This is a genomic window from Streptomyces sp. So13.3, assembly GCF_005860785.2.
GTDB classification, from domain to species: Bacteria; Actinomycetota; Actinomycetes; order Streptomycetales; family Streptomycetaceae; genus Actinacidiphila; species Actinacidiphila fildesensis.
Window position 1 is genome coordinate 8,077,631 of the sequence record NZ_CP048835.1, and the last position, 19,761, is coordinate 8,097,391.

Genomic DNA, 19,761 nt, shown 5'->3' on the forward strand with positions numbered 1-19,761 from the left:
CCCACCCCTCTGGAGTCCCATGCCCCCCGCGCGCCCTCTCCCGCCGACCGAGTTCCCGCTGACCGAGTCCCTGCGCCGCTGGTCCACCGAGCGCGGCGCCCAGCGGGCCTTCACCTTCGTCGACTTCCCCACCCCGGACTCGCCGGGCCGGCACCGCAGCCTGACCTGGAAACGGCTCGACCAGCAGGCCCGCACGATCGCCTGGCGGCTGCGGGCCGATGTGGGCCCCGGCGAGCGGGCCGCGCTGATGCTGCCCCAGGGCCTGGGCTACGTGGCGGCCTTCCTCGGCTGCCTCTACGCGGGGGTGATAGCCGTCCCGCTGTTCAGCCCCGACCTGCCGGGGCACGCGGGCCGGCTCGCCGCCGTGCTCGACGACTGCGAACCGTCCTGCATCCTGACCGACACCCCGACCGCCCCCGCCATCGCGGCCTTCGCCGCCGAGCACGGGATCCCGCACCTCCCGGTCGTCCCCATCGACCGGCCGGCCGGCGCGGGCCCGCTGACCGACGCGCTCCCCGATCCGGACCGGCCGTTACCCGTACCCGAACTGGACGACATCGCCTACCTCCAGTACACGTCGGGCTCCACCAGGGTCCCCGCCGGGGTGATGATCAGCCACGGCAACGTCGTCGCCAACGCCCGGCAGGCCGTCAGGGCGTTCGGCGTGACGGCGGACGGCAGCACCAGCGTCGGCTGGCTGCCGCTCTTCCACGACATGGGCCTGGTGCTGAGCATCGCCGCACCCGTACTGGCCGGCATGTCGTCGGTGCTGATGGACCCGGTCTCCTTCCTGGAACGGCCCGTGCGCTGGCTGCGGTTGCTCGGCGCGTACCCGGGCACCATCAGCGCCGCCCCCAACTTCGCCTACGACTACTGCGCCACCCGCATCGACGAGGAACAGACCGCGGCACTGCGGCTCGACCGCGTCCGCGTCATGATCAACGGCAGCGAACCCGTACGGCAGGGCACCGTGGAACGCTTCCAGCGGGCCTTCGCCCGCACAGGACTGCCGCCGGAGGCGCACTGCCCCTCGTACGGCCTGGCCGAGGCGACCGTCTTCGTCACCACCGAACCGCCCGCCGACCTGCCCCGGAAGCTGGTCTGCGACCGCGAGGCACTGGCGGCGGGGCACATCCGGCCGTGTGCGGACGACGACGCCCTGGCGACCGTACTCGTCGGCTGCGGAACCCCGGTGGGGCAGGAGCTGCGCATCACGGACCCGGTGACGGGGCTGGTGCTGCCCGAGGACCGGATCGGTGAGATCCGGCTGCGCGGTCCCAACATCGGCCTGGGCTACTGGAAGCGGACCGGCCGTTCGCAGGCGTCCTTCGCCTCCCGCATCCCCGGCGAGCTGGGCGACTGGCTGCGCACCGGCGATCTCGGGGCGCTGCACGAGGGCCGGCTCCAGGTCACCGGACGGCTGAAGGACCTGCTGATCGTGGACGGCCGCAACCACTACCCGCAGGACCTGGAGGAGACCGTCCAGTCCTCCCTGGACTGCGTACGCCGCGGCCGGCTCGCCCTGTTCACCGTCACCGGCGACGGCGGGCCCGACGAGGTGGTCGCCGTCGCCGAGCACGCCCGGGACCTCGACGTCACCGCCGAGCTGTGCGCGGCGGCGGAGCGGGCCGCCCGCGCCCGGATCTCCGCCCGGCACGGGGTACGGCTGGCCCGGCTGCTCCTCGTACCGCCCGGCGCGGTGCCGCGCACGTCCAGCGGCAAGGTCTCCCGTTCCGCCTGCCGCGAGCGGTATCTCGCGGGCGAGTACGAGAGGGAGGCGGCGGCAGGTGAGTGACGGCGCCGGGGGCGCGGGGGAGTCCGGCATCGCCGGGGAACTCCGCCGCACGATCGTCTCGCGGCTCTCCCAGTGGTACGGGCTCGACCCGGCAGAGATCGACGACGACCGGCCGTTCGCGGAGCTCGGCATCACCTCACGGGACGCCATCGCCCTCACCGCCGATCTGCGCGCCCTCACCTCGGTCCAACTCCCCGCGACCCTGCTGTGGGAGGCGCCGACGCTGGGCCGGCTGCTGTCGGTGGTCGAGGCCGCGGTCGGCGTCGGGGAAACGGCCGGCCTCCCGGCGCCGACTCCCCGGTCCGCCCCGGCACAGCCACCGGGCGGCGCGTCGAGTGCCGTCGCCGTCGTCGGTATCGGCTGCCGGCTCCCGGGCGGCATCACCTCCCCGGCCGCCTTCTGGGAACTGCTCAGTGCCGGCGGCAACGCGGTGGGCACGCTCCCCGAAGGGCGGTGGGCTCCGTTTCTTCCCGACGGCGTGCCGCCCGAGGGCATCAACCGGCATGGCGCGTTCCTGTCCGATGTCGCGGGGTTCGACGCCGAGTTCTTCGGCATCTCGCCGCACGAGGCCACCCTCATGGACCCGCAGCAGCGGCTGCTGCTGGAAGTGGCACGGGAGAGCCTGGACCACGCCGCGATCCCCGCGCCAGGACTGGCCGGTACCCGCACCGGCGTGTTCGTGGGGATCAGCGGCAACGAGTACGCCCAGCTCACCACCGCCGACCTGGACGCGGTCGACGCGTGGACCCCGCCGGGCGTCGCCCTGAGCATCGCCGCGAACCGCCTCTCGTACGCGCTGGACCTGCGCGGACCCAGCCTCGCCCTGGACACCGCCTGCTCCTCGTCGCTGGTCGCCGTGCAGCACGCCGTCCGCAGTCTGGTGTCCGGCGAGACCGACACGGCTCTCGCCGGCGGGGTGAACCTGCTGCTGTCGCCCGCGCTGACCCTGGCCTTCCAGCGCGCGGGCGCGCTCGCGCCCGACGGACGCTGCAAGACCTTCGACGCCGCGGCCGACGGCATGGTGCGCGGCGAGGGCTGCGCGGTCGTCGTCCTCAAACGACTGGCCGACGCCGAGCGGGACGGGAACCGCGTCCTCGCCGTCATCCGGTCGACCGCCGTGAACTCCGACGGCCGCTCCAACGGGCTGCTGGCCCCCAACCCCGAGGCCCAGCGGGCCCTGTTGGAACAGGCCCACGCCGGTGCGGGCTCCGAACTGGACTACGTCGAGGCGCACGGCACCGGCACCGCGCTCGGCGACCCGATCGAGGCTCACGCCCTGGGGGCGGTACTCGGCCAGGGCCGCGAACCGGACCAACCGCTGCTCATCGGCTCGGCGAAGACCAACGTCGGCCATCTGGAGGCCGCGGCCGGAATCACCGGGCTGGTCAAGACGGTGCTGGCGCTGCACCACGACGAACTGCCGCCGCACCTCAACTTCGGCACCCCCAACCCGCTCATCGACTTCGACGCGCTGGGCCTGCGGGTCGTCGACTCCCCGGAGCCCTGGCCCCGTTACTCGGGCCGGGCCACCGCGGGCGTCTCCGCCTTCGGGTTCGGCGGCACCAACGCGCATGTCGTGCTGGAGGAGTACCGGCCCGCGCTGAGGAAGGCGCCCATGCCAGGGGGAGCGCCGGCGATCACCGTTCTCGACGCCCTCTCCACCGCACGGCTGCGCGAGGACGCGGCGCGGCTGAGCCGCTGGCTGTCGTCGCCCGCGGCCCGAGGGGTCAGGATCGAGGACGTCGCCCGTACGCTGCACGGCCGCACCGGTCGCGGCCGGTACCGCGCGGCCGTGGTCGCGGGCAGCATCGAGGACGCCGCGGCGGCCCTCTCCTGCCTCTCCGCAGGCCGGCCCCATCCGGCGGTCGTCACCGGCGGCCCGGTCACCGAAACCGCCCGCCCCGTCTGGGTGTTCTCCGGCTACGGCTCACAGTGGCCGGGCATGGCCCGCCGGCTGCTCACGGCGGAACCAGCGTTCGCCGAGGCGGTGGACCGGCTGGAACCCCTGTTGCTCGAGCACGCGGGCCTCTCGCTGCGCGCGGGACTCGAACCCGGCGCGGAGTTGTCGTCCCCTTCGGTCGTCCAGCCCGTGCTGTACGGCCTCCAGGTCGCCCTGGCCGGACTCTGGCGGGCGTACGGGATCGAACCGGCGGCCGTCATCGGCCACTCGATGGGCGAGGTCGCCGCGGCCGTGGTCGCCGGTGCGCTCGACGCCGAAACCGGCGCCCGTGTCATCGCGACCCGCTCCCGGCTGCTCGACGGGCTGACGGGCGGGGCGATGGCCGTGGTGGAACTCTCCGCCGCGCAGGTACGGGCACACGCCGGAACATGGTCCAGTCTGCGGGTCGCCGTCCACTCCTCGCCCGGCCAGAGCGTCGTCACCGGCACGGCGGACGACATCGGCGAACTGATCCGGCAGGTCGCGCGGGAGGGCGGGCTCGCCCGATCGCTGGGGGTCACCGCGGCGGGCCACTCCCCGCAGGTCGACCCGCTGCTCGGCCCGCTGGCCGAACAACTCGGCGAGGTGCCGCACATGCCGTCCGGCGTTCCCTTCTACAGCACCGTCCGGGACTCGCCCCGCGACCTGCCGGTCTTCGACGCCGGGTACTGGGTGGCCGCGCTGCGCCGACCCGTGCGCTTCGCGCAGGCGGTCGCCGCCGCGGCGGCGGACGGGCACCGGCTGTTCGTCGAGGTCTCCCCGCACCCCACACAACTGCATCCGCTCGCCGAGACGCTGCGCGCTTCGGATGCCGCTTCGGGAGCCGGGGACGCCGCGCTGTTCCCGACCCTGCGCCGGAACACCGACGACGCCTTCTCGTTCCGGCACAGCCTGGCGGCGCAGCTGGTCAGGGGTGTGGCGATCGACCCCGGGGCGCTGCACGGGACCGGCCGGATCGTCGACGTACCGAGCGCCGGCTGGCGGCACCGTCCCTACTGGGTGAAGGGCCGGCTGGCGGCGCAACGGCAGGAACCCGATCCCGTACCGCTGCCGGTCCCCCGAACCGCCGAACCGGCGGACCGGCCCAGGACCGTCATCGACCGGCTGCGCGAGCATGTCGCCCAGGTCATGGGGTACGCGCCGGAACATATCGACCCCGGGACGCCGCTCACGGAACTCGGGCTCGACTCCCTCATGGCCACCCGCATCCTGGCCGCCGTCCAGCGGGACTTCGGCACCGTCGTCGAACCACGCGTGCTGCTGCGTAACGGCACCGTCGCCGCGCTCGCCGCGTGGCTGGAGCCGTCGTGCGCGGGGGACGGTACGGAGCAGGCGGCCGAGGATACGTTGACGGGTGTGCTTCCCCGGGACGCCGCCGAGCGGCTGGTCTCCCGGGCCTGGCAGAGCGTCGCCGGCGGCCAACCGCCCGGCGCCGAGGACGACCTCGGTCTGCGGGAACTGCCCCGGGAGCGGCTGGCGGAGCTGGCCCGGGAACTGTCGGAGCGGGCCGGATGCGAGGTACCGGCCGATGACCTGCTGACCGGCCCCTCCACCGTCGCCGCCGTCGCCGGTCTGCTGCGCCCGCGCCTGGAGACACCCGTCAGCGGTCCACTGCGCGTCCTGCGGGCGGGCGGGAGCCGGCCGCCGCTGTTCCTGATCCATCCCGCGGGCGGATCCACCGCCGTCTACCGCGCCCTCGTCCAGCGGCTCGGCGACGAACAGCCCTGCTACGGACTGGAACGGCTGCCCGGCCCCGACGCGGTGCACGAGCGGGCGGCGGCGTACGCGCGGATCGTCCGTGAGACCCGCCCGCTCGGGCCGTGGCTGCTCGGTGGCTGGTCCTACGGCGGGGTGGTGGCGCAGGAGACGGCACGGCTGCTGGCCGGCGACGGAACCGTGCCCGCGCTGATCCTGATCGACAGCGTGCTGCCGCTCCCCGTCCCCGAGTTGTCGCCTGCCGAGGAAGCCCGCCGCCGCTTCGCGGAGTTCGCCGCGTACGTGGAGCGCACCTACGGCAGTCCGCTGCCGCTGCCCTACGACGAACTCGCGACGCTCGACGACGCCGGGCAGATCGAGCTGGTGGTCAAGGCGCTGGAGCAGGCGGCGGATCTGCCCGCGGCCGTGCTGGAACACCAGCGCACCTCGTACCTGGACCTGCGTAGCGGGGAACGGCACACCCCGCGCCCGTACACCGGCCGCACGCTGCTCTACCGCGCCACGCGGAGCGCGCCGCACACCGTCCAGGACGCGCGCTACACCCGTACCGACGAGGCGCTCGGCTGGGACGGGTCCTGCACCGACCTCTCCGTCGCGCCGATCGAGGGAGATCACCTCTCCCTTCTCGATCCGCCCGCGGTCGACGACCTCGCCGCGCTGCTCACCCGCGATCTCAACCCACCCACGACAAGAGGGATCTGATGCACACACAGCGCCGCCGCCGTACGTCCCGCGCCGCCGTCACCGGAGCGGCCATGCTCGCGGCGACCGCCGCGCTGACCCTCGGCCCCACCGCTCTCGCCCCCGCCGCCGCTGCCTCCACGGCGGCGGCCGCCCCGGCGCGTACCGCCCTGGACGGGGCCGGCATCGTCTCCGAGACCTGGCTCGACAGCCGTACCGTCGATCTGCAGATCAACTCCCCGGCGATCCGCGGCACCGTCGGGACCAGGCTGCTGCTGCCGGCCGACTGGTCGGCCCAGGCCACCCGCACCTGGCCGGTGCTCTATCTGCTCCAGGGCGCGCACGACGACTACACCTCGTGGACCCGCGAGACGGATATCGAGCAGTTCACCGCGGACAAGGAAGTCATCGTCGCCATGCCGTCGTCGGGGCCCACCGGCATCCCCAGCACCTGGTGGAACTTCGGCTCGGGCGCCCCGGACTACGAGACCTTCCAGGTCACGGAGTTGATGCAGCTGCTGCAGCAGAACTACCGGGCCGGGACGACGCGGGCCATCGGCGGGGTGTCCACCGGCGGTTGGGGCGCGATCGCGTTCGCCGCCCGGCACCCCGGAACGTTCAAGGCGGCGGCCTCGTACAGCGGTGTCCTCCACACGACGATGCCCGGTATGCCGATCATCGTCGAGGCGATCGTGGGCCGTGAAGGCCTTCTGCCCTGGGCGCTGTGGGGCTCCCCGATCTTCCAGAGCCCGCTGTGGAACGCCCAGAACCCCTACGCCCTGGCATCGAAGCTGACCGGCACCAGCCTCTACCTGTCCTCCGGCACCGGTGTCGTCGGCGGGAACGGGGAGCTGAGCGCCGAGGCCCTGGAGACCACCCTGTGGCCCGCGTCCCAGAGCTTCGCCGCCCGGCTGCAGCAGCTCGGCATCCCCGTCCAGACCCACTTCTACCTCGGCGGCACCCACAGCTGGACCTACTGGCGCAACGAGTACAAGACGTCCTGGCCGCTCCTCTCGCAGGCCCTGGGGCTGTGACCGACTGACGCCCGGCGCGCTGTGACCCCGGTCAGGCGCGCCGGGGCTCCCAGCGGAAGAGGCGCCGGGCGGCCAGCAGCACGCCGGCCGTCCACAGAGCGGTGATCAGCAGGGCGGGGCCGGCGGACTGCCAGGTGTGCAGGAAGGAGAGATCGGCCAACGGGCCGCCGTTCCAGCTCTCCTGGCCGAAGCTCTTGCCGAACCACGCGGTTCGGAGGGCCTGCACGACCGGGGTGAGGGGCAGGGCGTGCGCCGGACCCTGCAGCCAGGAGGGGAGCGACGACAGAGGCGTCGCGACGCCCGCGCCGAACATGCAGAGCATGAGGACCGGAGTGGCGACCAGCGGGGATGTCTCGGCGCTCGGCGTCAGCCCGGACAGCGCCACGGCGAGCAGGGCGAACAGCAGATAGCCCGCGACCAGGGTGAGCAGCAGCAGCGCCGGGTCGGCGGGCAGCGGCGCGTGGAACAGACCCACCGAGAGGGTGCCCAGCACCACGGCCTGCAGCAGGACGACGATGCCGCTCGCGCCGATCTGGCCGGCGAACACGGCGCTGGGGGGCACCTCCGTACCGCGCAGCCGCTTGAGCACCAGATCGTCGCGGCGGGCGACGACCGCGTTGAGGAGATTGACGAAGGACGTGACGAGCGCCAGCCCGATGAAGCCGACGGTGACATAGCCGGCCGCGCTCACCCCGCCGATCTCCTTGTCGCGCAAGGGCGCCGCGACGAACAGATCCAGCAGGACGGGGAGCAGGAACCCGATGAAGGTGGAGCGGCGGTTGCGCCAGAAGACCTTCCAGGACAGCAGGAGTTGGCCGTGGGCGTAGCGGGTCCAGGTCATCGGGCGGCCGCCTTGCTGTGGTGGTCCGGGCGGACGGTGCCGTGGTCGTCGGACGCCGTCCGTTGGTCGCCGGCGAGGGCGAGGAACACGTCCTCCAGCGAGGCGTGCCGTACTTCGATGCCGTCGAGTTCGACACCGCGCGCGCCGGCCCAGTCGTGCAGGACGGCCAGCGCGGGCGCCGTCCGGGCGACGGCGTAGGACACCGCGTCACCCTGTACGGCCAGGTCCGCGCCGGGAAGCCGCGGCAGGTCCGAGGCGGTGGTGGCGAACGGCAGCGGGAAGGTGATCCGGCTGCGCTGCCCGGAGAGGACCTCGGCGACGGTGCCGGTGGCGGTGATGCGGCCGGCGTCCATGATGGCGACCCGGTCCGCGAGTTGCTGGGCCTCTTCCAGGTAGTGCGTGGTCAGCACCACGGTGGTGCCGGCCGCCCGCAGTTCCCTGACGAGCTGCCAGGTGTTGCGGCGGGCCTCGGGGTCCATGCCTGTGGTGGGCTCGTCGAGGAAGAGCAGCTCGGGGTCGTTGAGCACGGCGAGCGCGAGGTCCAGCCGGCGGCGCTCACCCCCGGAGAGCTGGCCGACGCGGGTGCCGGCCTTGGTGTCGAGCCGTACCTGGCCGAGGACGTCGGCGGTGGCGCGGGCCCGCCCGCTGAAACGGCGCCAGGCGTCCACCGTCTCCCGGACGGTCAACTCCTTGAAGAATCCGCCCTCCTGGAGCATCACCCCCGTCCTGCGGCGGAGCGCGGGCCCGTCCGCGTAGGGATCCAGTCCCAGCACCCGCACCGTACCCGCGGTGGGCGGACGGTAGCCCTCGACGACCTCGAGGGTGGTGGTCTTGCCGGCGCCGTTCGTTCCCAGCAGCGCGAACAGCTCTCCGCGCCGGACGGTGAAAGACGCTCCGCGTACTGCTTCGTAGTCCCCGTAGGACTGCCGCAATTCCACTACTTCTATGACTTCGGGAATCTCTTTCATGCGCACATGGTGCGCGGTATCAGAGAGGGTCTGCAAGAGGGAATGAATTCATTTTACCTTCCTGAGCTGCGAGTTCGTCGAACATGTAAAACGTCATAAGAAAGCGGTATGACATTTTGCAGGCGGTGTTTCTGACTTTTCCCACTGATGTGCGGACGGCCCTCGGGTGCATATTTCTCTCATCGCCGGAAGCGGCCGGGAAAACCGGAAGCCGAAGGGGATGAGGGAATCGGCAGACCGGCCCACCAGGGTCCGGCGCCGTGAAACGAGAGGAGTCGGCCATGGCTGACAACAAGGACATCACCGAGACCGCCGCTGTCGCCGAGACCGAGCAGTTCGACATCGAGGTCGAGGAGCTGGACACCGTCTCCGGCGGCATCAGCGTCAGCTCGCTGCTCTCCGCGGCCTGCCCGGTCTCGTCCTTCAGCTCGGTCTCCAACTGACCTCACGGTCCGTGTTGGTAAGGCCTCCGAGTCTGACGCAGTAGCGGCCGACTGAGGCCGGGCCGGCGGGCGTCATCGCTCCGCCGGCCCGCCACGGCCGCGGGAATCCGCGCCTCGGTGGGACCTGAACGGTCCCACCGGGGCGCCCCTCGTCCGGCACCCGGCTCCATCCCTGACGACACAACGACACATCGATACATCGACCAACTCACGGACCGACAAGGAGAACCGGGCATGGAAAGCCTCCGCCACCAGCTCACGCGGTTCATCCAGGACCCGGCCGCGCGACGCGACCCCGCCGGGCTCTACCGGCGGCTGCTGACCGAGGCCCCGGTACTGGACCTGGGACGCGTCCACGTCATCTCCGGCTACGAGGAGATCGTCACCGTCCTGATGCACCCCGGAACCGCGGTGGACCCCGCCGCGATCGGGCTCGACCGCCCCGGTTCCTCCGCACTCGCCCAGGTGCTCGCCCGTACGCTGCCGATGCGGGACGGCGCCGACCACACCCGGCTGAAGCGCCTCGCGACCGCCGCGTTCAGCGCCCGCCGGCTCGCCGAGATTCGCGCCAGGATCGAGAACACCACCGAGGAACTGCTCGCGCCCCTGCTGGCCGGCGGCTCCTTCGACCTGGTGGCCGACCTCGCCGTGCCGCTGCCGGTGGCGGTGTCGTGCGCGATCCTCGACGTGCCGCCCGAAGAGCGCGAGCGGGTCACCGGCTGGGCCGGACTGGTCGCCCGGTCCCTCCTGGACCCGTTCGCCGGCGCCGAACAGACCGCCGCCCTGGACGCCGAGTTCGAGGGGTTCCGCGACTGGGTCGAAGAGCTGTGCGCCGCCCGCGCGGCGCGTCCCGGCGGCGATCTCATCAGCCGCCTCGTCCTGGCCAGGGACGCGGGACAGCTGGACGACGAGGACCTGCTCGCCTTCGTCGTCATGCTGTTCGCCAACGGGCTCGAAACACTCACCTCCGGACTCGCGGTCGCCGCCTGGCAGTTGCTGCGGAACCCCGCGCTGGCCGCCGGAATCCGCGCGGAACCGCACACCGCCGAGGCCGTCTTCGACGAATGCCAGCGGCTGGGCAGCCCGGTACGGGCCAGCGCCCGCGGGCTGGGCGGCGACGTACAGGCCGGGGACACACTGCTGCCCGCCGGACGGGTGGTGCTGCTGCTGTACGCGGCCGCCAACCGCGATCCGCGCCGCTTCCCCGATCCCGACCGATTCGACCCGGCCCGGGCGGAGCGCCGACATCTGGCCTTCGGACACGGGCCGCACCACTGCCTGGGCGCTCCGCTGTCGCTGATGGCCGGCGGAACGGTCCTGGCCCTGCTCGCGGCGGCAGGCGCCGAGCGGGAGTTGAGCACCCCGCTCGACGAGAGCACCGCCCGCTGGAGCGAGCAGTTCGTCTTCGGCGGGCTGCGGGAACTGCCCGTCGAGGTCAGGCAGCTCACCTCCCTCGGCGCGGGGATGTGACGGCGATGACGACAACGATCCCGATGAAGACCGTCCCGGCCGTCCCCGACGGAGAACCGCCCGCGTCAGCGGAGCGAACGGGCCCGTCCGCTCAAGCGGTGACGATCGCCGCCGCGGCGGCTGCCGCACAGCTCGAACCGGGCCTCGACCGCCCGGTCCGTGTCATCGGCAGCCGCCTCGGCTCCGCCCTCGTCGCCCTGGTCCTGGCCCTGGGGGCGGGCGGTGCCTGGGTGGGCTGGGGGTCGCTCCCGAACACCCTGTCCCTGCACGGCGTGCTGGCCCACGGCCCCGCGCCGGTCCTCGCCCGGGCCGACGTCGCCGGTACGGTGCTCGACCTGCGGGTCCGCCCGGGGGACCGGGTCACCCGCGGGCAGCTCCTCGCGCTGCTGCGCACCACGGCCCCCGGCCCGGGCGGCACCGCCGAGCTCCGCTCTCCCGCGGACGGCACGGTCGCCGGTGTGCTGACCGCGCCCGGCGGCACTCTGCCGGCCGGGGCCGCGCTGCTCGCGCTCGACCCGGCCGGCGAACCGGCCACGTTGCGGCTCTACACCGGTTCCGCCCGGGACCTGGCACGCCTGCGACCCGGCCAGTCCGTACTGCTGCCCCTGCCGTCCGGCACGGTGCGCGCCCGCATCACGGCCGTGGACCCGTATCCCGCCCGCGCCGACTCGCTCGACGGCGCACTGCCGCTCGGCGAAAGCGACCTGGGGTCGGGGGCCGACCCGGTCTGGACGATCACCGCCGTGCCGGATGCCGCGTCCGGCGCGCTGCCCCCGACGTACGGCCCGGTGCCCGTGGACGTCTCCGTCGACCTCGGCTCCCGCCGCCCCTACCAGGTCATCCTGGGTACGGGGGCCGGGCGATGAGCCTCGACACCCGGACCGCCGAGGAGCGGAAGAGCCAGGAGCCGGCGGCGGCCGCCCCGGGTCCGCCACCGAAGAGCAGCGCTGTCCGCGCGGGCCGCCGGCGCCGCTATCTGCGGACGCCCGTCGTCCCGCAGATGGAGGAGCAGGACTGCGGCGCCGCCTGTCTCGCGATCGTCCTCGGCGCGTTCGGCCGCCGGACGACCCTGCACGAGGCGTCCCGCTCCTGCGGTGTCTCCCGCGACGGTGTGAGCGCCGCCGCGGTGGCCCGCGCCGCGGGCCGCTACGGCCTGGTGGCGCGGGGCCGCCGGGTGGTGCGCGGCGAGGACCGGCTGCTGGGCCTGGACGCCGTGCCGGTGCCGTCGATGGTGCTCGTCACCGGTCCGCACTTCGCGGTCTTCGAAGGCATCAAGCGCGGCCGCGTACGCGTCAACGATCCCTCGCTGGGCAGCCATTCGGCGACACCGGCCGAGTTCTGGGACTCCTTCGCGGGCATCGCGGTCGGCTTCGAACCGGGGCCGGACTTCGAACGGGGCGGAGCCCGGTTCCCGTTCCTGCGGGGGCTGTTGACGAGGATCCGGCCGTACGGGTTCGCGCTGCTGATCGCCGTGCTGGTCGCGGTGCTGCTCACCGTTCCCGCGATGGCCGCGGCGTTCCTGCTGCGGGCCTACCTCACCTCGGTGACGATCGGCGGAACCGGCGCCTGGGCCCTCCCGCTGGTCCTGGCCACCGGCGGTTCGGCCGCCGCGGTGCTGCTCGGCACCTGGCTGCAACAGAGCGTCGTCAACCGGGTGCTGGCCTCCATGGCGGCCCGCACCTCGACCGGATTCCTGTGGCGCATGCTGCGGCTGCCCGGTTCGTTCTTCCACCGCAGGCAGCTCGGCGGTCTGGTGACCAGGGTCCAGATCAACGACGGGCTCTCGGCGCTGCTCTCGTACCGCGCCGCCGGCGCCGCCGCCTCGGCCGCCACCGCCGCCGCGCATCTCGCGGCTCTGATCTGGCTGCAACCCCGGCTGGCAATCGTGCCGGTGGTGGTGGCGGTCATCGACATCGCGGCCCTGAAACTCGCCGACCGGCGGCGCGGCGGCATGCTGCACCAGCTCCACTCCGAGCAGCACAAGCGCGACGGGGTGGCCTTCGCCGGGATCTCCGCCATCGAGACACTGAAGGCGGAGGGGGCCGAGGACTCGTTCTTCCGCTCCTGGTCGGGCTGGCAGGCGCGGGCCATGGACACCGCGCAGAACGTCGCCACCGCCGTCCTCGTACCGCTCTCACTGCCGACCGCGCTCACTACGGCGGGCACCGCGGCCGTCGTGGTGGCCGGGACCGCGCTGCTGATCGGCGGCAGCGTGACCGTAGGAACGCTGCTCGCCTTCCTGCTGCTGCTCAACGGGTTCCTGCTGCCGGTCACCCAGCTCGTCGGCACGGGATCCGAGCTGACGATGGCGCGAGCCCAGTCCGCGCTCCTCGACGACGTCGAACTCTCCGAGCCCGACCCCTATCTGACGGCCGTCCTGGACCCGGTGGACGGCTCGGCCGGACCCGTCGCGCTCAGCGGCCTGCTGGAGCTGCGGGACGTCTCCTTCGGCTACGACCCCAACCGGCCGGCGACGCTGGAGGGCATCTCGCTGACGGTGCGGCCGGGGGAGTGGGTCGCGGTCGTCGGATCGAGCGGCAGCGGCAAGTCCACGCTGGCCCGGCTCGCCGCCGGAGTGCTCCGGCCCTGGACCGGCGACGTGCTGCTGGACGGAGTGCCGCGCGAATCACTGCCGCGCGCCGTGGTGACCAGCCAGGTCGCTTACGTGGAGCAGCGGTTGCGGCTCTTCGAGGGCACCATGCGCGACAACCTCACGCTGTGGAACCCGGCGGCCGACGAGACCGCCCTGCACCGGGCGCTCGCCGACGCCGAGGCCGCCGACCTGGTCCGTGGCCGTGGTGGCCTGGACGCCGGGCGGATCGAGGAGGACGCACGGAACCTCTCCGGCGGAGAGCGGCAGCGACTGGAGCTGGCCCGTGCGCTGGCCCTCGACCCGCCGCTGCTGGTGCTGGACGAGGCGACCTCCGCGCTGGACGCCCGCACCGAGGCCTTGGTCAACACGCACCTCCGGCGGCGCGGTACCAGCTGCCTGGTGCTCGCCCACCGGCTGAGCACCGTCCGCTCCGCCGACCGGGTGGTCGTCCTGGAGGGCGGCCGCATCGTCCAGCAGGGCACCCCGGCGGAACTGGCCGCGGTGCCGGGCCGCTACCGGACGCTGCTGTCCGAGGCCGGTGGCCAGGACGCCACCGCCGCCGCCCCGGTCGCATCGACCCCGAACCGTCCTGTTCAGGAGCAGTCATGACGCCCACTCAGCAGGCGGAGCGCAGCCGCGCCGCCGACGCGACGGCCGCACTGAACGCGACGGCGGCGGCCAACCGCGCGACCCTCGCGGCCGCGCTCGACGGGCTCGGCCCGGCGGCCCGCCGCCCGAGCGGGGAGGCCCGCGCGGTGGCCGTCCCACCGCCGGACGCCGCCGCCCACGCACTCGCCGTGCTCGCGGCCCTCGGCCCCGCCCTGGGGATCGAGGTGCCGGCCCAACTGCCCGCCTCGGTGCGCACTGCCCGCGACCCGCTGATCGCCCTGCTGCGGCGGCTGGGCGTGCGCTGGCGGCAGGTCACCCTCCCGGCCGCCAAGGCGCCCAAGGGCGCAAAGAGTCCGGACGGCGACGACGTTCACGGTGATCCCGGTGGCACCGCCGGTGCGATGATCGCGTTCGCCTCCGACGACGGCCGCCCGCTCGCCCTCGTGCCGCGCGGCCGGGGCCATCTGGTGCACGATCCGGCGGCCCGGGACACCGGCGGTGCCCGGCGCCGGCCGGCGGGACCCGCCTGCTCACGCCAGGCGCTGCTGCTCTACCGGCCGCTGCCGCCCGGCACCCCGACCCCCGGTTCATTGCTGCGCTTCGCGCTCGGCGCCCCCGGCACCCGGCGCGACCTGGTGGTCCTCGCGGGCGCCGGTCTGCTCACCGCCGTTCTGACGCTGCTCGTGCCACTGAGCGCCGGACTGCTCGTGCCGCGGCTGCTGGCCGCCGACCGCCACCCGCTGCGCTGGCTGGCGCTGCTGCTCGGCGCGGCCTCGGCGGCGGGACTCCTGCTCCTGCTGGTCCGCAACACCGCCGCCGTGCGGCTCACCGGACGCATCCAGGCGGCGCTGGAACCGGCCGTCTGGGACCGGCTGCTCACCCATGACGCCCGGTTCTTCCGGGACTTCTCCACCGGCGACCTCGTGCACCGGGCCAACGCCGTCGCCGAGGCCCGGCAGGCACTGTCGGAAGTGCTGGTCTCCGCGGTACTGGGAGCGTTCTTCTCGCTGTCGGGACTTCTGCTGCTGCTCACCGTGGATCTGCGGCTCGGCGGTGTGCTGCTGGCCGCCGCCGTCGCCGCCGTCACCGTCCTGCTCCTGCTGGGACGGCGCAGGCAACGGTACGAATCCGAGGTGTACGCGCTGCACGGCCGGCTGCACGGAGTGCTGTACGGGCTGCTGCTGGGCATCGACAAGCTCCAGACGGCGGGGCGCGAGATCCAGGCCTTCGCCCGCTGGGCCGGGCCCTTCGCCCGGCAGAAGCGCGCCGACGCCGCCGCGATGCGCACCGACGCCGCATCGGGCGCCGTCACCGCCGCTCTGCAACCGCTGCTGCTCGCCGTGCTGCTGGCGGCGACAGCCGCCGGGGGCGCCGGGGGCGTCTCCGCAGGGCATCTGATGGCAGCCGGTATCGCGGCCGGACAGGTGGCGCTGGCACTCGGCCAGCTCACCCACGCGGCGGCCACCGCGTACGGCATCGCGCCGGTGCTGGACCGGCTGCGGCCGGTGCTCGCGGCGCCCGCCGTCCCCGCCTCGGGACCGCACCGCCGCGACCCCGGGGTGCTGGGCGGCGCGGTCGCCCTCGAAGAGGTGACCTTCCGCTACCCGGGCGCTGCGGTGCCGGCTCTGGACCGTGTCAGCCTGCGGGCCGAGGAGGGCGAGTTCGTCGCCGTCGTCGGAGCGTCCGGCGCCGGCAAGTCCACACTGATCCGGCTGATCCTGGGGTTCGACATCCCCGAGTCCGGAACCGTGCGGCATGACGGACAGGACCTCGCCGCCCTCGATCTGCGCCTGGTGCGCGGACAGTTGGGCACCGTCCTGCAGAACGGGCGGACGCTGCGCGGCAACCTGCTGGAGAACCTGGCGGGCACCGACCCCGACGTCACCGAGGACGACGTCTGGGCCGCCGCGGAACAAGCCGGCATCGCCGCCGAACTCCGGGCCCTGCCGCTCGGCCTGGGCACTCGCATCGGTGAGGACGCGCAGGGTTTCTCGGGTGGTCAGATCCAGCGCATCCTGCTCGCCCGCGCGCTGGTCAGACGCCCCGCCGTGCTGCTGCTCGACGAGGCGACATCCGCCCTCGACAACGCCACCCAGGCCCACGTCGCCGACGCCGTGGCCGCCCTCGACCGCACCCGCATCGTCATCGCCCACCGGCTCAGCACCATCCGCCGGGCCGACCGCATCCACGTCATGGACGCCGGGCGGGTCACCGCCTCGGGGACCTACGACGAACTGCTCGACCACGACCCCCTGTTCACCCGCCTCGTCCGACCCCAGGAGATCTGAGATGACGCTCGACCTGCAGGCCTGGCTCACCACCCCCGCCGTGCCGGGAACGGCCGCCGGGTCCCCGGCGGGCGACGGCACGCTCCTGCCCGGCGTCCCCCGCGGTGACGACCGGCTGCGTGCCGTGATCGCCCTGGCCGCCTCCTTCCCGGAGCGCGCCGCGGCCTCGACCACCGCCGACGGGACACCGGACGGGGCCGGACCACCCGTCTTCGCCGCCGCCGAGGACGAACAGCACAGCCGTTCCACCGCCGTCGCGGGCTGGCTGCGGCGGGCGGCGGGCGACCCGGCGTCGGCCGGGGTGCTGCTCGACCACCTGGCGGCCACCGGCCGTGAACTCGGCGACGGGCTGCGGCCGGTCGCGCTGCGCGACCCGTCCGTCGTCCCGGACTGGGCGCACGCCCTCATCGGCTTCCTGCGCGCCCAGCCCGCCGCCCCCACCGCCGAGACCGTCGCACCGGGTGCGATCACCGCGTCCTTCCGCACCGCCGCCGGAGCCCTGCTGCCCTACGACCTCACGGGAGCCGCGGACACCGCGTCCGTGCTCGGTGTCCAGGTGCTCGACTCCGCGCGGGCCGACCTGGCGGAGACCCTGGTGCGGCGGCTGACCGAGGCGCTGGACCTGCCGATGCGCTACGAGGTCCAGTCGTCGTCCGCGCACCCCGGCGGTGGTGACTGGGACGCGCAGGGCGGCCCCGACGCCTCGCAGGAGGGCTGGCTGGCCCGGCTGGAACGGCTGCCCGCGCTCGCCTTCCTCGTCGGCACCGCCTGCCGCCACTGGCAGCACGTCTACACCGAGATGTTCGCCCGGCTCGCCTCCGACCGGGAACTGCTGCGCACCCGCCTCTGGGACGGCGCCGACCCGGGCGCGCTGGCCGCGGTGCACGGTGACGCGGGCGACCGCCACGCGGGCGGCCGGTCCGTCGCGCTGCTGCACTTCGCGGACGGCCAAGGCGTCGTCTACAAGCCGAAGGACCTGCGGCACGCCACGGCCTACATGGACCTGGTCCGTGACCTCAACGCCGCGGGCCTGTCACCCGAACTCCACGTCCGCACCGTGCTGGTGCGCAGCGACCACAGCGCACCGGACGACGGCGCCGCGACCGGCCCCGCCGCCGATCCGGCGACCGAGCACGAGCCCGACCACGGCGACGCCTACGGCTGGGAGGAGCTCGTTCCCGCGCTGCCCTGCACCGACCGGGAGGGCTTCGCCCGCTTCTACCGCCGGCTCGGGATGACCGTCCGGCTGGTGCAGCTGCTCGAAGGCCGCGACCTGTGGTCCGACAACCTGCTGGCCAGCGGCGAGTATCCGGTCATCACCGATCTGGAGTGCCTGCTCTACCCGCGGGTCCAGACCCCGCCGGCGCTGCCCGCGGGCCAGGGTGGACTGCTGGACGTACTGGAGTCGACCGTCGTGCGCACGGCCATGGCCGTGCAGCCGTGGGTGCCGTCCAAGGACCGCCCGGTGGTGGACATCGGCTGCCTCTCCCGCGCCGATGACCTGGAGATCGAACCCGGCAAGCCCGCCCTGCCACTGCCGCCGTACCGGCCGGTGCACGGCGGCGAGAAGGCCGACCCGTGGGAGTACGCGGACGAGGTCGTCGCGGGCTACCGCGACATGCACCGCACACTCGCCGGGATGCGGGACCGGCTGGCGTCCCCCGACGGCCCGCTGGCCGGCTTCAAGGGCGTCTGGGTGCGCTACATCTGGCGGCACACCTGGGACGGCTACAAGATCCTGCGCACCTCGACCAGCCCGCTCGCGCTCTCCGACGGCGCCACCCGCGAGACCGTGATCGCCGGCGCCCTGCGCGGCGCCGTGGCCGCCCGCGCCGGCGACAGCGCACGCGGCGACCTGCTGGAGGTGGTGCTCAGCGAACTCGACTCCTACCGCGTCCTGGACATCCCGTTCTTCCGCTCGCTGACCACGTCGTCCTCGGTGTTCACCGCCCAGGGCCACGAGATCCCCGGTCACTTCCAGAGCACCGCCTGGGACCGGCTGCACGCCCGCATCACCGAACTCGACCGCTTCGACCTGGATCTGCACACCGCGGTCCTCTCCGGCTGCATCGACGCGGCACGGTCCGGGACGCAGCTCCCGCCGGCCACCACCGCCTCCCGGGGACCGGCCTCGCTCTCCGTACCGACGTCCGGTGAACTCCTCGACCACGCCGTGCGGCTGGGCGACCGGATGCTCGCCGACCGGCAGCGCACCGCCGCGGGCGGCGGCTGGATCGGGCTGAGCTGGTACCCGGCCACCGGGCTGCGCCAGGTCGAGGTGCTCAGCGGCGTCGACCTCGTCACCAGCGGTGTCGGCGTGGCGCTGTTCCTTGCCGAACTGTGGTCGGCGACCGGGTCGCCGCGCTTCCGGCAGGCGGCGCACGAGACGCTGTGGGCCGCGGCTTCCCTCATCGACCCGCGCCACCCGGCCTCCTTCGGCTTCGCCCGCGACACCCGGCTGGCCTCGGGGGTCCCGGTGCCCGGCGGTCTCGCCGGACCCGGCTCCCTCATCCACGCCCTGGCCCGCGGCGCCGAAACCCTCGCCGAGCCCGCCTTCCTCGACGTGGCGCGGGCACTGGTCCCCGGAGCGGCGGCCCTCGCGGCGGCGCCCGCCGGCCGGTCCTCGGCCCGCGACGCCGACCGGCTCCCGTACCAGGACAGCCCGTTGGGCGCGGCCGGGCTGCTGCTGAACCTGCTGCGGCTGCGCCGCGCCACAGGCGCCGGAACGACGGGCGTCGCCACCGACGCCGACGCGGCGATCCGCGACCTCGCCGAGGCCGCTCGCCGGGAACTGGCGGGCGACGCCCCGGCCGGCCGCTTCACCACCCCGGCGACCTTCCTCGACCTGGTGCCGACCGGCGCCGACAGCATTGCCGCGGCCCTCGCCCGTACCGTCGCGGAGGCGCCCGGCCTGCTGGCCGATCCCGACGCCGCCCGCGCGCTGCTGCGCGCGCACCGGTTCACGACGACCGCCCGCGGCGGACGGCTGGCCTGCCTGGACACCGCCGTCTCGCTGGGCACCGGCGCCGTCCACCCCGGCGACCTCGCCTGGCTCACCCCGCCCGTCACCGCCGCCGAGATCGCGGCGCTCGGCACCCGCGAACTGGTCGCCGCAGCGGGCGAGGCACTGACCTCGGCCGAGGCCGGCCTGCTGCACACCCTGGACGACGACCTCGCCGGCAGCACCGCCGAGACCCTGGTGCCGGGACCGTTCTTCGACGGCCGGGAAGCGGCCGGCGTCCTCGTCGCCGAACTGCTGCGCCGGCACCACGCCACCGGCAGCTGGTTCGGGGACCGCGCCGAGGTTGACGCGGTCGTCGGCCTCCTCCTGCTGCGGCTGATCGACCCGGCCACCGCCCCGCTCGCCACCCTGCGCTGAGCCCG

The 19,761-nt window shown here is 74.1% G+C and carries 11 protein-coding genes; 9 read left to right on the forward strand and 2 right to left on the reverse strand.

Annotated elements, in window-relative coordinates; all coding sequences use genetic code 11:
• Window positions 1–19: 19 nt before the first annotated feature.
• Genes C8250_RS36120 through C8250_RS36130 form a run of 3 tightly spaced genes read left to right on the forward strand, consistent with a single transcriptional unit; the run spans window position 20 to window position 7,165 of the window.
• Window positions 20–1,795 (forward strand): fatty acyl-AMP ligase, encoded by a 1,776-nt coding sequence (locus C8250_RS36120; RefSeq protein ID WP_138352524.1) that lies wholly within the window; start codon window positions 20–22, stop codon window positions 1,793–1,795.
• Window positions 1,788–6,152: a type I polyketide synthase gene (locus tag C8250_RS36125; RefSeq protein WP_203218448.1), complete on the forward strand. Its 4,365-nt coding sequence runs from the start codon at window positions 1,788–1,790 to the stop codon at window positions 6,150–6,152. The genes C8250_RS36120 and C8250_RS36125 overlap by 8 nt, the downstream gene beginning before the upstream one ends.
• Window positions 6,152–7,165 (forward strand): alpha/beta hydrolase family protein, encoded by a 1,014-nt coding sequence (locus C8250_RS36130; RefSeq protein ID WP_138352525.1) that lies wholly within the window; start codon window positions 6,152–6,154, stop codon window positions 7,163–7,165. Before C8250_RS36125 ends, C8250_RS36130 begins: the two co-directional genes overlap by 1 nt.
• Window positions 7,166–7,196: 31 nt before the next feature.
• Here the strand turns inward: C8250_RS36130 and C8250_RS36135 are convergent, their stop codons facing one another.
• Entirely contained in the window at window positions 7,197–8,006 is an 810-nt protein-coding gene (locus C8250_RS36135; RefSeq protein ID WP_138352526.1) for an ABC transporter permease, read from the reverse strand.
• On the reverse strand, window positions 8,003–8,974 hold the full coding sequence (locus C8250_RS36140; protein ID WP_138352527.1) for an ABC transporter ATP-binding protein: 972 nt from the start codon (window positions 8,972–8,974) through the stop codon (window positions 8,003–8,005). The genes C8250_RS36135 and C8250_RS36140 overlap by 4 nt, the downstream gene beginning before the upstream one ends.
• A 281-nt stretch (window positions 8,975–9,255) precedes the next feature.
• On the opposite strand from C8250_RS36140, the gene C8250_RS36145 reads away from it, so the two are divergent.
• The 6 genes from C8250_RS36145 to C8250_RS36170 all read left to right on the forward strand — a co-directional run bounded on the left by C8250_RS36145 (window position 9,256) and on the right by C8250_RS36170 (window position 19,756).
• Window positions 9,256–9,417: a hypothetical protein gene (locus C8250_RS36145; RefSeq protein ID WP_164292920.1), complete on the forward strand. Its 162-nt coding sequence runs from the start codon at window positions 9,256–9,258 to the stop codon at window positions 9,415–9,417.
• A 234-nt stretch (window positions 9,418–9,651) separates the two neighbouring features.
• A complete protein-coding gene (locus tag C8250_RS36150; RefSeq protein ID WP_138352528.1) occupies window positions 9,652–10,887 on the forward strand; it encodes a cytochrome P450 in 1,236 nt (411 codons plus the stop codon).
• Window positions 10,888–10,892: 5 nt separating this feature from the next.
• Entirely contained in the window at window positions 10,893–11,753 is an 861-nt protein-coding gene (locus C8250_RS36155; RefSeq protein ID WP_138352529.1) for an HlyD family efflux transporter periplasmic adaptor subunit, read from the forward strand.
• Entirely contained in the window at window positions 11,750–14,089 is a 2,340-nt protein-coding gene (locus tag C8250_RS36160; RefSeq protein ID WP_138352530.1) for an ATP-binding cassette domain-containing protein, read from the forward strand. The genes C8250_RS36155 and C8250_RS36160 overlap by 4 nt, the downstream gene beginning before the upstream one ends.
• Complete coding sequence (locus C8250_RS36165; RefSeq protein WP_138352531.1) at window positions 14,086–16,377, forward strand: ATP-binding cassette domain-containing protein; 2,292 nt, start codon at window positions 14,086–14,088, stop codon at window positions 16,375–16,377. The genes C8250_RS36160 and C8250_RS36165 overlap by 4 nt, the downstream gene beginning before the upstream one ends.
• A gap of 1 nt (window position 16,378) precedes the next feature.
• Window positions 16,379–19,756: a type 2 lanthipeptide synthetase LanM gene (locus C8250_RS36170; RefSeq protein ID WP_138352532.1), complete on the forward strand. Its 3,378-nt coding sequence runs from the start codon at window positions 16,379–16,381 to the stop codon at window positions 19,754–19,756.
• Window positions 19,757–19,761: the final 5 nt, after the last annotated feature.

Excerpts from the sequence above, each read along its gene's own strand:
- C8250_RS36150 (WP_138352528.1), top strand. The coding sequence starts at position 9,652 with ATGGAAAGCCTCCGCCACCAGCTCACGCGGTTCATCCAGGACCCGGCC.
- C8250_RS36145 (WP_164292920.1), top strand. The coding sequence starts at position 9,256 with ATGGCTGACAACAAGGACATCACCGAGACCGCCGCTGTCGCCGAGACC.
- C8250_RS36120 (WP_138352524.1), top strand. The coding sequence starts at position 20 with ATGCCCCCCGCGCGCCCTCTCCCGCCGACCGAGTTCCCGCTGACCGAG.
- C8250_RS36130 (WP_138352525.1), top strand. The coding sequence starts at position 6,152 with ATGCACACACAGCGCCGCCGCCGTACGTCCCGCGCCGCCGTCACCGGA.
- C8250_RS36140 (WP_138352527.1), bottom strand. The coding sequence starts at position 8,974 with ATGAAAGAGATTCCCGAAGTCATAGAAGTAGTGGAATTGCGGCAGTCC.
- C8250_RS36160 (WP_138352530.1), top strand. The coding sequence starts at position 11,750 with ATGAGCCTCGACACCCGGACCGCCGAGGAGCGGAAGAGCCAGGAGCCG.
- C8250_RS36170 (WP_138352532.1), top strand. The coding sequence starts at position 16,379 with ATGACGCTCGACCTGCAGGCCTGGCTCACCACCCCCGCCGTGCCGGGA.
- C8250_RS36155 (WP_138352529.1), top strand. The coding sequence starts at position 10,893 with ATGACGACAACGATCCCGATGAAGACCGTCCCGGCCGTCCCCGACGGA.
- C8250_RS36165 (WP_138352531.1), top strand. The coding sequence starts at position 14,086 with ATGACGCCCACTCAGCAGGCGGAGCGCAGCCGCGCCGCCGACGCGACG.
- C8250_RS36135 (WP_138352526.1), bottom strand. The coding sequence starts at position 8,006 with ATGACCTGGACCCGCTACGCCCACGGCCAACTCCTGCTGTCCTGGAAG.